The sequence below is a fragment of the Xanthomonas sp. CFBP 7698 genome (genome assembly GCF_003600855.1).
GTDB lineage: Bacteria > Pseudomonadota > Gammaproteobacteria > Xanthomonadales > Xanthomonadaceae > Xanthomonas > Xanthomonas cannabis.
On the sequence record NZ_PRDN01000001.1, the window covers coordinates 589,940 to 602,841 of the forward strand.

General features: G+C 66.6%; 8 protein-coding genes. 7 read left to right on the plus strand and 1 reads right to left on the minus strand.

Annotated features, from left to right (window positions below; translation table 11 throughout):
• The first annotated feature begins 194 nt into the window (after window positions 1-194).
• From XnspCFBP7698_RS02545 to XnspCFBP7698_RS02565, 5 genes are all read left to right on the plus strand, one after another.
• A complete protein-coding gene (locus XnspCFBP7698_RS02545) occupies window positions 195-1,067 on the plus strand; it encodes a plasmid replication/partition related protein (RefSeq protein WP_104579584.1) in 873 nt (290 codons plus the stop codon).
• A gap of 389 nt (window positions 1,068-1,456) precedes the next feature.
• Entirely contained in the window at window positions 1,457-2,761 is a 1,305-nt protein-coding gene (locus XnspCFBP7698_RS02550; protein WP_047693451.1) for a DUF445 family protein, read from the plus strand.
• 151 nt (window positions 2,762-2,912) lie between these two features.
• On the plus strand, window positions 2,913-7,007 hold the full coding sequence (locus XnspCFBP7698_RS02555; protein WP_104579583.1) for a response regulator: 4,095 nt from the start codon (window positions 2,913-2,915) through the stop codon (window positions 7,005-7,007).
• A gap of 33 nt (window positions 7,008-7,040) precedes the next feature.
• Window positions 7,041-8,027, plus strand: a complete 987-nt coding sequence (locus tag XnspCFBP7698_RS02560; RefSeq protein WP_104579582.1) for an HD domain-containing phosphohydrolase — start codon at window positions 7,041-7,043, stop codon at window positions 8,025-8,027.
• Window positions 8,028-8,511: 484 nt separating this feature from the next.
• Complete coding sequence (locus XnspCFBP7698_RS02565; protein ID WP_104579581.1) at window positions 8,512-9,945, plus strand: DHA2 family efflux MFS transporter permease subunit; 1,434 nt, start codon at window positions 8,512-8,514, stop codon at window positions 9,943-9,945.
• A gap of 172 nt (window positions 9,946-10,117) precedes the next feature.
• Here XnspCFBP7698_RS02565 and XnspCFBP7698_RS02570 read toward each other — a convergent pair whose 3' ends face one another.
• On the minus strand, window positions 10,118-10,696 hold the full coding sequence (locus XnspCFBP7698_RS02570) for a TetR family transcriptional regulator (RefSeq protein ID WP_104579580.1): 579 nt from the start codon (window positions 10,694-10,696) through the stop codon (window positions 10,118-10,120).
• Window positions 10,697-10,873: 177 nt separating this feature from the next.
• On the opposite strand from XnspCFBP7698_RS02570, the gene XnspCFBP7698_RS02575 reads away from it, so the two are divergent.
• Complete coding sequence (locus XnspCFBP7698_RS02575) at window positions 10,874-11,662, plus strand: SDR family oxidoreductase (RefSeq protein ID WP_104579579.1); 789 nt, start codon at window positions 10,874-10,876, stop codon at window positions 11,660-11,662.
• Window positions 11,663-11,876: 214 nt separating this feature from the next.
• Window positions 11,877-12,878 (plus strand): NADP-dependent oxidoreductase, encoded by a 1,002-nt coding sequence (locus XnspCFBP7698_RS02580; RefSeq protein WP_104579578.1) that lies wholly within the window; start codon window positions 11,877-11,879, stop codon window positions 12,876-12,878.
• Window positions 12,879-12,902: the final 24 nt, after the last annotated feature.

Here is a 12,902-nt window from a genome sequence, read left to right on the forward strand (position 1 = left end):
TGGCGGGCTGCACCGCGCACGGATGGTGCCGCCTGCATGCAGCAGGCAGGCAGTCCGTTTGCGGCACCGCCGGCCCGCTGCCGCGTTCGCCATCCACACGTGCTCGCGTGTCACGCGGCAGGCAGCACGTCAAGCGCGCAAAGCCGGGGCAGGCTCACTACAATGCCGGCCCCGCACTCCCCCGCCGTTGCCACATGAACATCGTTGTCAAAGAAGAACTCAAGGCCTATATCGATCCGCTGACCCCCGACGAGCACGAGGCGCTGGAGCGCAGCCTGCTGGCTGAAGGCTGCCGCGACGCCTTGGTGCTGTGGGGCGATGTGCTGGTGGATGGCCACAACCGCTATGGCATCTGCCAGAAGCATGGGCTGCCATTCCAGACCGTGCAGAACCCACGCTTCCAGTCGATGCAGGACGTGCATCTGTGGATGATCGAGCAGCACCTGGGCCGGCGCAGCGTCTCCGACTTCCAGCGTGGCGTGCTGGCGTTGCGCAAGCGCGAGATCCTGGCGCTGCGCCAGCGCACCCAGCGCGATGCCGATACCGCCGCCGAAGCGCCCCTGCAGGCCGACGCGCACGCGGCAAGCGGCGGCGATGACAGCGCCATGCGTGACAGCAGCGCCGCGCAAGCGACCGAAGACACCGACAGCCCGCCGTGGGAAGAGGCCTCCACCCCGGTCAGCCGCGCCGAGCTGGCACGCGAGGCGCGCCTGAGCAGCAACCAGGTGGTGATGATCGAGCGCATCCACAAACAGGCCGCCCCGGAAGTGGTGCAGGCGGTGAAGTCCGGCGAGATTTCCATCAGCGCCGCTGCTGCCGTGGCGACCTTGTCCGAAGACGAACAGCGTGCCGCCGCACAGGCGGGCAAGGCCGAACTGAAGCAGGCCGCCAAGCGCGTGCGCGACGCCAAGCGCAAGCCCAAGTCCGACGAAGCCGAAGGCGGCGAAGCCGAACGCCGCGACCTCAAGGCCTTGCAACGCCGCGTCACCGAACTGGAAAACGAAAACGCCGCCCTGCAGTCCAAGGTCGCCGCACTGCAATCGCAGCTGGAGCGCCTGCGCGGCTAAGTGCGCACCTGCCGATCCGGCAAGCCTGCCCGTGGTAGGAGCGCACCCGGGCGCGACGAAGCATTACCGGTAACGCCTCGCGCCCAGGTGCGCTCCTACGCGGGCGACTGGTCGCATCGCGACCGGACCGCCGGCCTGCGCAATACGCCGCTAGTGGCAAGTCAATCCAGCAGAGCACGCCATTGTAGGAGCGCACCTGGGCGCGACAGGCATTCCCGATAACGCCCGTCGCGCCCAGGTGCGCTCCTACGACGGCAACAGCCGCAGGGTCGCCCCCACCCAAGCGCGGCTGCAGCACAAGCACGCAAGACACGGCCACCAACCTGCGCGCGTGGTGGCGCCACCAGCCGTGGACATGCCCTGGTCAAACGACTGGGTACACTTCACTGATGGAACCCAGTCTCAGCACTCCCCGCCCCATCGATCCGCGTCGCGCGCAGCTGCAGCGCATGAAGCTACTCGCAGTAGCGTTGCTGCTGGCCATGTTCGCCGGCTTTGTCGTCAGCCACCTGATGGGCGAGCAAGGCATCTGGGCCTGGGTGTCGGCGTTTTGCGAAGCGGCCACCGTGGGCGCACTGGCCGACTGGTTTGCGGTGGTGGCGCTGTTCCGCCGCCCGATGGGCCTGCCGATCCCGCACACCGCCATCCTGCCGCGCGGCAAGGAGCGCCTGGCCGATGGGCTGGCGGTGTTCGTGCGCGATCAGTTCCTGGCGCCCGAGGCGTTGATGGACAAGCTGCGCGTGTTCGACCCGGCCAGCCGCCTCGGCGAGTGGCTGGCCAAGCCCGAGCAGGCACGCATGCTGGCACAGATGGCGCGCGGCTGGATGTTGCAGGCGCTGGAACTGCTGGACGAAGCGGCGGTGCGCCGTGCCATCCAGCGTTTTGTCGTGGACCGCCTGCGCAAATGGAATGCCGCCGCCACGGTCGGCGATGTCATGGCCCTGCTCACCACCGATGGCCGCCATCAGAAGTTGCTGGACGAAGTGCTGCTGCGGCTCGGCCAATGGCTGGACCAGGAACAGGTCAAGACACGCGCCTCCGCGCTGATCGTGCGCTATGCGCGCCGCGAGTGGCCCAAGCTGGTCGGCACGGTGAACTGGGTCAAGCCGATCGAGGAGATCGGCGACAGCCTGGCCGACCGCATGGCGCGGGCGGCGCTCGAAGAATTGCAGGACATCCTCACCACACCCGACCATCCAATCAGGCTCGACTACGAGGCCTGGCTGCAGGGCTACATCGCGCGCCTGCGCGACGAGCCGGAAATGGCCGCGCGCGTGGAAGACCTCAAACAGCGCGCGATCGAACATCCGGCATTGCAGGAATATGTGCAGGGGCTATGGGGTGAAATCCGCGATGCACTGCGCAATGACCTGGCGCGTGAAGAGTCGTCGATGGCCGCGCACATGGAGCGCTCCATGCAGTCGCTCGGCCAGGCCCTGTCGCAGGATCCTTCGCTGCGCGAGGCGCTCAACCAGCATATGTTGCAGGCCGCCGACAAACTCACCACGCGGCTGCGCGCATCGGTCACCGAGCACATCGCGTCGACCATGAAAAGTTGGGACGAACGTCACCTCGTCGAACAATTGGAATTGGGTGTCGGCCGCGATCTGCAATACATTCGCTTCAACGGAACGTTGGTCGGTGGACTGATCGGCCTTGCCCTTCACGCACTGTCGATCTGGCTATCGTTCTGATGCATTGATACGACGATGATCGCCCAGACGGTGCGGCCGATGCCGCGGGGGACACTGCACGCAGCCGGATGATCGTCAGGCGGTACCACGAAGCCGACAGTGTTGTCGGCCAGCACACTGGGCACGCAACAGGCAAGGCAAAGGGACGAAGATGCCGAACGGCCGCTGGGATCTGCGCAGGAAATACGGGCGCCGCGCGTTTGCCAGCGCCCTGCTGATTCTCACCGCAGGCCTGATTGCGGCCATCGCCACCGGGGTCTGGCTGCACCGGCACAACGAGCTCGAGCGCGAGCAGCGTTTTCAGTATGTGGTGCGCACCTTGGCGCGCAACATCAGCGAGCGCATGTATACCTTCGAGCACGGCCTGCGCGGTGCGCGTGGCGCGGTAATCGGCGCCGGCAGCGATGTGATCAGTCGAGAGCGCTTCACCCTCTACAGCCGCTCGCGGGATTATTCGCGCGAGTTCCCCGGCGTGCTGGGGTACGGCTATATCCACCGGGTCGCACCGTCCGAGGAGGCCGCATTCCTGCAGACCGCACGCGCCGACGGCGCACCGGACATCCACCGGCGCCTGCTCGCGCCGTGGGAAGGCGAGCGCTACCTCGTGCTGTATTTCGAGCCCGAATCCTCGGGCAACCGCCCGATCGGTCTGGACATCGCCTCCGAACCACGGCGCCGCGCCGCTGCCTTGCAGGCCGCGCGCAGCGGCTCCCCGATCATGACCTCGCCGATCTCGTTGTCGGGCTACCGCGTGCCCACCGAAAGCGGCTTTCTGGTGCTGCTGGCGGTGTATCGCGAGGGCATGCCGCTGCAGACCCCGCAGCAACGCATGGCGGCGACCAGCGGCTGGGTGTATGCGCCCTTCAGTGTCGAGCAGATGGTGCAAAGCGCGCTGGGCGAGCGCAACGACGTGGCGCTGGACCTGTCCGACCGCAACGAGCCGACCCACAATTTCTATCGCAGTGGCACGCCGATCAGCGACAGTGCGCGGCGCCCACCGGTGGTGCAGTTGTTGCCCATCTATGGCCGCACCTGGGTCATCACCGCCCAGCCGACTGCCAGTTTCGTGGCCTCGCTCAACCAGACCTCGCCCTGGCTGGTCGGCGGCCTGGTCATGGCCACCTCGGTGTTGTTTGCCGCCTTGCTGGCGCTGTATTTCAGCAACGGGCTGCGTCGCGAAGAAGTGCTGCGCAAGCAGATGGAACTGGCCGCACTGGTCAGCCATTCCAGCGAGGCCATCGTCGCCGAAACACCGGACGGCCGCATCACCCACTGGAATCCGGCGGCCGAGGCCATGTTCGGATACACCGCCGACGAGGCGATCGGCCAGGACCTGACAGGACTGCTGTCACCGCAGCCCTACGCGATGCCGCAGGTCGACCACGCCGACGATGCGCATCTGGGCAACGCCTCTGCCGCGCAGCGCATGCGCCACCGCGATGGCCAGCACGTGCATGTGCTGGCCAGCAAGGCACCGATCATCGATGCCGATGGCACGCTCAGCGGGCATTCGCACTTCTTCCGCGACATCTCCGACCGGGTGCGCTCGCATCAGCGCATCGTCGATCTCAATGCCTCGCTCGAACATCAGGTGGCCGAGCGCACCAGCGAACTGGTGAAGTTCTCGGTGTTGCAGCGCGCGATCCTGGCGCACGCCGGCTACGCCATCATCGCCGCCGACTCCAGCGGCTTTGTCACGCTGTTCAACCCGGCCGCGGAAAAACTGCTGGGTTACACCGCCGAGGATGTGATCGGCCGTCGCAAGGTCAGCCAGTTCGTCGAAGCCGAAGAATTGCAGGAACGTGCGCACCGGCTGTCCGAACAGACCGGCGTCCCGGTGGCGCCCACCCTGGAGGCGGTTGCCGCGCTGACCAGCCTGGGGCGCAGCGACACCAGCGAATGGACCTATGTCGGTCACGACGGCCGCCGCCTGCCGGTGCTGCTGACCTTGAGCACCTTGCGCGACGACAACGACCAGGTGATCGGTTACCTCGGCGTCGCGGTGGATCTGACCGAGCAGAAACTGCACGAAAAACAGCTGCGCCTGGCGATGGATGCAGCCAAGAGCGCCAACCAGTCCAAGTCCGATTTCCTGGCCAACATGAGCCACGAAATCCGCACGCCCATGAATGCCATCCTGGGCATGTTGTACCTGCTTCAGCGCAGCGAACTTCCCGGCGCGGCGCAGGACATGGTCACCAAGATCGATCGCTCCGCGCGCACCCTGCTGGAAATCATCAACGACATCCTGGACTTCTCCAAGATCGAAGCCGGGCGAATCGATCTGGAACGTGCGCCGTTCGACCTCAACCAGTTGTTCGACAACATCGCCGACCTGATGCGCTCTTCGCTCAGTGCAAAACCGGTGGAGATGATCGTCGAGCCACTACCGCGCGACGGCCGCTGGCTGCTGGGCGATGCACTGCGCATCAACCAGGTGCTGGTCAACCTGGTCGGCAACGCCATCAAGTTCACCGAGGAAGGCGAAGTGGTGCTGTCGGTGCGGCGCTTCCCCAGCGGCGACCCCAACAAGGTCAAGCTGCTGTTCTCGGTACGCGACACCGGCATCGGCATTTCCAAGGAAAAGCAGAGCCTGATCTTCTCTCCGTTTCTGCAGGCCGACACCTCCACCAGCCGTCGCTATGGCGGCAGCGGGCTGGGCCTGACCATCAGCCGACGCCTGATCGAGCTGATGGGCGGCGAGCTGGAAGTGGAAAGCGTGCCCGGCCGCGGCAGCGAGTTCTATTTTGTGGTGACGCTGGAAAAGGCCGCGCCCCCCACTGCGCATCAGGAGCTCCCGGCGCTGCCGCCGGAAGCGATGCCGCGGGTGTTGATCGCCGACGACCACGATGCGGCGCTCAACAACCTGGTGCGTATCACCACCGAGCTCGGCTGGCGCGTGGACGCGGTGGCAAACGGCCAGGCCGCGCTGGCCGCCATCGAACAGGCCAGCGAGCCGTACGACATCTTCCTGCTCGACTGGCGCATGCCCGACATCGACGGCGTGGCGATCGCCCGGCAGATCCGCGCGCGCGCAGCGCCCGGTCCGCACCCGGTGATCGTGATGGTCACTGCCTACGAACGGCGCCTGCTGGAGCAACACCCAGAACAACAGGACCTGGACGCGGTGATGACCAAGCCGGTCACCACGGCCGCGTTGCATCGGCTGGTGGAGCAACTGGTGGAACAGCGTCCGGGCGCGCGTCCGGTGACGCCGACCTTCGTCGCACGGCGGCTGGAAGGCGCGCATCTTCTGCTGGTGGACGACAGCGACATCAACTGCGAGGTGGCGCAACGCATCCTCGAAGGCGAAGGTGCCATGGTCACCGTCGCCCATGACGGCGAGCAGGCAGTCAATACGCTCAAACGTGCGCCCGATCTGTTCCACCTGGTGCTGATGGATGTGCAGATGCCGGTGGTGGACGGGTACGAAGCCACCCGCCGGCTGCGGCAGATCCCCGCCCTGGCCAGTCTGCCGGTGATTGCGTTGACCGCCGGTGCGTTCCGCCCGCAGCAGGAAAAAGCGCTGGAGGCCGGCATGAACGGCTTCATCGCCAAACCGTTCAACGTCGAGGAGCTGGTCACCGCGATCCGTCATTTCATGCATCCCGGGGTCAAGCGCATTTCGTCGCTGCCGCACGAGACCGCCGTGGCCGCCGGCCCGGCGTGGATGCACAACACGCCGGAACTGCTGGACGCGGCACGTGCGCACAGCCTCTGGCGCGACCGCGAGCCTTACGTGCGTTATCTGATCAAGCTGCTGCGCGACAACCCGAACCCGGCCGAGGTGGCGGCCGAGCACCTGCGCCGCAACGAGCTGCCGGCCATCGGCGCGCTGGCGCACAAGCTGCGTGGCGCTGCCGGCTCGCTGGCGCTGCCGGCCCTGGCCGGCGCGGCGGGCGATCTGGAAACCCGCATCGAAGACGGCCACGACATCACCGCCTCGTTGCTCGCGCTCAAGGACGTGATGCAGCGCACCGCCGACGCGATTCGCGCCTTCGTGCAGGACGACGCGCAGGAGGCCGACAGCGACGATGCCGGCGTTGCGCTGGATGGCGACAGCCTGCAGATCCTGCAGGCCGCCTTCGCCAGCGACGACGCCGACAAGATCGACCACGCACTGCTGATCTGCGCACCGCGCCTGCCGCGCAGCCTGCAGGAGGAACTGCAGCGCGCGGTGGAGGACTTCGACTTCCGCCGCGCCGAAGCCACCCTGCGCGACTGGCACGCCACCCACCCACGCTGACCTCGATCTCCTGCCCGACTGCAAGGACCCTCCATGCCGTCCCGTCCCCTGCTCTGTGTCGACGACGAATCCAGCAACCTGGCCACCTTGCGCCAGCTGCTGCGCGACGATTTTCCGCTGGTCTTCGCCAAGACCGGCGGCGAGGCGCTGGATGCGGTGACGCGCCATCAACCGGCATTGATCCTGCTGGATGTGGAACTGCCCGACATGGACGGCTACGCGGTGGCTCGCACGCTCAAACAGCAGCCGGCCAGCCAGACCATCCCGATCCTGTTCGTGACCGCGCGCAGCAGCGAACAGGACGAACGCGCCGGGCTGGACGCCGGCGCGGCCGACTACGTCAGCAAGCCCTACTCGCCGGCCCTGCTCAAGGCGCGCATCGGCACGCAACTCAAACTGGCCGAATGCACACGCCTGGCGCAGCAATACCGCGACGCGATCCACCTGCTGGGAACGGCCGGCCAGGGCCAGGACGTGGACACCGGCGCGCATATCTGGCGCATGGCGGTATACGCACGTGTGCTGGCCGAAGCCGCCGGCTGGTCGCCGCAGCAGGCCCAGGTACTGCAGGATGCCGCACCGCTGCACGACGCCGGCAAGATCGCCGTGCCCGGCAGCATCCTGCACAAGCCCGACGCGCTGGACGAGCACGAGCGCTCGGTGGTACGGCAACACCCGCAGGCCGGGCACGACCTGCTGCGCCACGGGCGCGGGCCGGTGTTCCAGCTGGCCGCCGACATCGCCCTGCATCACCACGAGTGCTGGGACGGCAGCGGCTACCCGCAAGGGCTGGCCGGCGAAGCCATCCCGGAGGCGGCGCGCATCGTGGCGGTGGCCGATGTGTTCGACGCGCTCTGCGGCCGGCGCGCGTACAAGGCGCCGTGGACGGTGGAAGACGCCATGCGCAAGATCGAGAGCATGGCGGGCAAGCAACTGGAACCGCGCCTGGTACAGCACTTTCGCGAGGCATTGCCGCAAATCCTGCAGATCAAGGACGCCTGGGACAGCCCTGCTGCATAGCGCTGATTCGGGTAGCCAAGACAACCGCCCATTCGCGATGTCGGGTTGGCTGTCTTCCGCCATACCCTCACCCCACCCCCTCTCCCGCAGGGAGAGGGGCTTTGCCCAGGGTGCCATCACTGTCCGCGTGCTGCAGCTTGATCCTTCTCCCTCCGGGAGAAGGTGGCGCGCAGCGCCGGATGAGGGTGCGGGCAACTCGGGGACGACCAGGCGACGACGCATCACGTCGCGCGCCCTCTATCGCCATCGCACGCTGCTACCTCACCACTACCCGCTTCAGCCGCAAGCCTCTGCGTCAACACCAGCGTCCACCATCCACACCACCGCGTCTGCATCGACAAGCACGCACTGTTGCCCAAGTGCGCTTGAACCCCGTCCCACACCAGCGGACAATACCCATGTTGCGCCGCACAACACCGTGCGACGCGGGCCGATCCGGACGCCCCACTGGCGCCGTCGATGCAGCCCCGCAACCGAGAGTCCGATGTCTTCCAGCGTGTCCGACGCCGGCACCGCCCCGCCGCGTTATCCCGACTACCGCATTATTTCGCTGATCCTGGCCTGCGCCATTTTCATGGAGCAGATGGATGCCACGGTGCTGGCGACCGCGCTGCCTAGGCTGGCGCGCGACTTCGGCGTGGCCGCGCCGGCCATGAGCATCGCCATGACCAGCTACCTGCTGGCGCTGGCGGTGCTGATCCCGGCCAGCGGCGCCATCGCCGACCGCTTCGGCCTGCGCCGCGTATTCGGCGCCTCGATCTGGGTGTTCGTCGCCGGCTCGATCCTGTGTTCGCTGGCCGACAGCCTGCCCACCATGGTGGCCGCACGCGTGCTGCAGGGCGCTGGCGGCGCGATGATGGCCCCGCTCGGCCGGCTGATCCTGCTGCGCACGGTAGAGCGCCGCCATCTGGTCTCTGCGATGGCCTGGACGCTGGTGCCCGCCTTCATCGGCCCGATGCTGGGGCCGCCGCTGGGCGGGTTCTTCGTTTCGTATCTGGACTGGCGCTGGATCTTCTACATCAATGTGCCGATCGGCATCGCCGGCTTCCTGCTGGTGCGCCGGTTCATCCCGGAGATTCCCACCGAGACTGCGCCAACACGTTTCGATCTGCGCGGGTTCGTGCTGTGCGGCGTGGCGCTGGGCTGCCTGTTGTTCGGCCTGGAAATGGTCAGCCAGGACGACGGCATCGGCATGGCCAGCTGGTTGCTGGCCACCGGCGCGGCCGCTGCGCTGGGCTATCTCGGGCATGCGCGCAACCACCCCGCCCCGTTGATGGACCTGAGCTTGCTGCGCATCGATTCGTTCCGGCTGTCGGTGATCGGCGGCGCACTGATGCGTATCACCCAGGGCGCGCATCCGTTCCTGCTGCCCTTGCTGTTCCAGATCGGCTTCGGCATGAGCGCCGCGCACAGCGGCCGCCTGATCCTGGCCACCGCACTGGGCGCGCTGCTGATGCGCAGCATCACCCCGCAGCTACTGCGCCGCTTCGGCTACCGCAACAGCCTGATCGGCAATGGCGTGCTGGCCAGCCTGGGCTACATGGTGTGCGCGCTGTTCCGCCCCGACTGGCCACCGGCGCTGATGTTCGGCCTGCTGCTGTGCTGCGGCGCCTTCATGTCGTTCCAGTTCGCCGCCTACAACACCATCGCCTACGAAAACGTGCCCAGCGCGCGCATGAGCCGCGCCAGCAGCCTGTACACCACCTTGCAGCAGCTGATGCTCTCGGTGGGCGTGTGTGCCGGCGCGATGATCCTCAAACTGGCCATGCTGGCCGGCGACCACACCCAACCGGCGCAGCGCGATTTCTCGCTGGCGTTCTGCGTGGTCAGCCTGATCTCGCTCAGCGCCACCTGGTGGCATGTGCGCTTCGACAAGGATGCCGGGCAGGAAATGAGCGGGCATCGGGCCAAGTGCTGAACGATCCCGGCGCCTTGCACGCGCATTGCGTGCATGTGGGGCACATGACGTGCCGCGGCACCCGTTGAATCGCGGGAACACGAACGTCTGTCGCGCGTGACCGCATCAGGGCGGGCAGGATGCGCCGCTCCTCCACAGCTTCGGACAGCGCAGCACCCGGCCAGCGGCCCGCCTATGCGCCAGAGGGCGGCAGGGCGGCCAGGATCGCGTGTCGGCAGGCAGCAAGAATGTCGTCGGCAAGCGGAGAGTCGTCAGGGCACGCCCTGGACAGCACGATGGCACCGACGGCGTGCGCCATCAGGTCCAGCTGCCTGGCACGCGTTGCCGCCGCCTCATCGTCGCCTGCCTGAGTGTCGTGTGCGGCAAGCCCGGCCACGATGCGCTCGATGCCGTCTGCAAAGGCGGCTCGAACTTCTACCGATTGACGTGCGGCGTCGGCGCCCAACGCGGCCATCGTGCACCCGGTTGCCGGGTTGTCGCGATGTGAGCGCGAAACATACAGGTCGACGAATTCGGACGCGTCGACCTGGGCGCTCTGCTCCACCGTCTGTGCGATGCCGCAGGCAGCCGACTCGGCCATCAGCGCCGCCTTGGACCGGAACTGCTTGTAGAAGCCGCCATGGGTAAAACCGGCCGCGCCCATCAGGTCCGCCACCCCGACGCCGTCGTAGCCCCGCTCGCGAAACAGCCTGGACGCGTTGGCGACCACATGGGCTCGGTTGGCCTGTGCCTGCGCCTTGCTGACCTTCATGTCCAACCTCTAACGAGGACCCTCCTCGAAAGGCCCAGTATACATTGATGCCGTTCGTCATCAAAACCTTGACCTTATAGATTATGGAGGCAATCATTGGTACTCACCCGGTTGCGTCCCGCGCAACCGGTCGACACGCACATTCCGTTTCGGCTCCCCCTCCTGCCAAGGCTTCCCATGTCCCCACGTTCTGCTGTCCTCATCACTGGCGCCTCCGCCGGGATCGGCGCCGTCTACGCCGAACGCTTCGCACAACGCGGCCACGACCTCGTACTGGTCGCACGCGACCAGGCACGCCTGGATGCCCTTGCCACGCGTCTGCAGGATGCATACGGCATCAGCGTCGACGTGCTGCAGGCCGACCTCACCCAGCCGGGCGATGTCGGCAAGGTCGAGGCGCGCCTGCGCGACGATGCGCAGATCGGCGTGTTGATCAACAACGCCGGCATCGCCCAGTCCGGCGGCATCCTGGAGCAGAACGCCGAGACGATCGAACGCCTGATCGCGCTCAATATCACTGCCCTGACGCGTCTTTCCGCTGCGGTCGCCCCGCGCTTTGCGCAGTCCGGCAGCGGCGCGATCGTCAACCTCGGCTCGGTGGTGGGCTTCGCTCCCGAATTCGGCATGAGCGTGTATGGCGCCACCAAGGCCTTCGTGCTGTTCCTGTCGCAAGGCCTGCACCTGGAGCTGGGTGCCAAGGGCGTGTACGTGCAGGCAGTACTGCCGGCCGGCACGCGCACCGAGATCTGGGAGCGTGCAGGGATCGACATCAACACGCTCAGCGACCTGATGGATGTCGGCGAACTGGTCGATGCCGCGCTGGTCGGCTTCGACCGTCGCGAGCTGGTGACCATTCCGCCGCTGCAGGTGGCCGAGCGTTGGGACGCACTGGAGGGCGCACGTCAGGGAGTGTTGTCCGATCTGAAGCAGGCGACTGCAGCCGAGCGCTACCAGCTACGCCCCTGATGATTCAACCCCGTGCACTGCCAGTAGCCGTTGCCGCCGCCGCGGCAGGCAGGCGAGGCGCATGCCGATGCGCCTCGTGCCGCCAGCAGTCATCCCATCAAACGCTCCCGTGGCACTCAAGCTGCACCCAATGAGTTGCGAGCACGGCAGGTGACGGCAGCCGCAGTTCGGGCACCCGTCACTCATCCCAACGACAGGATTGGATTCCAACCACATGAAAGCACTCACCTTCCAGCGCTATGGCAAATCGCCCGGAGTCGGTTTTTCCGAGCTGCCACGCCCGACCCCCAAGCCCAACGAATTGCTGGTCGAGGTGCACGCGGCATCGGTCAACCCGGTCGACAACATGATCATGGCCGGCACCTTCAAACCCGTTCTCACCTTCGACCTGCCCGCCACCCTGGGCAGCGATCTGGCAGGCATCGTCACCGAGGTTGGCAGCCGCGTCACCCGCTTCAAGAAGGGCGATGCGGTCTTCGCCAGCGTGTTCGATCTGGGCACCGGCACGCTCGCAGAATTTGCGGTGGTGCCCGAAAGCGCTGCCGCGCTGAAACCGGCGAATCTGGACTTCGTGCAGGCCGCCTCCATTCCCATGGTCGGGCTCACCTCCTGGCAGGCGCTCACGGAGCGCGCCAGACTGCAGCACGGCCAGAAGGTCTTCATTCCCGCCGGCTCCGGTGGCATCGGCACCTTCGCCATCCAGCTCGCAAAGCAGATCGGCGCGCACGTGGGCACCACCACCAGTACCGGCAATGTGCCGCTGGTGCGCAGCCTTGGCGCCGACGAGGTGATCGATTACAAGACCCAGAAATTCGAGAACGTGCTGAGCGGCTACGACGTGGTACTCGGCACCACCAAGGGCGATACGCTGGAAAAATCGCTCGGCATCTTGAGGACGGGCGGCAAGATCATCTCGCTCGTCGGCCCACTGGATGCGGCCTTCGCCCGCGCCCGGCGCTTGAACGGTCTGCTGACGCTGGTGTTCGGGCTGATGAGCCGCAAGATCAAACACCTGGCCAAAAAGCGCGACGTGTCCTACGCATTCCTGTTCGTTCGCCCGGACGGCGCGCAACTGGCCAAACTCGGCGAACTGCTCGAAGCCGAGCGTATCCGCCCGGTCATCGACACGGTGTTCCCGTTCGAGCAGGCATCGCAGGCGTTCGAATACCTGGCCCGGGGGCGTAGCAAAGGCAAGGTGGTCGTCAAGATCAAGTAGCCGGCGCGGCGCACTCCAAAGATG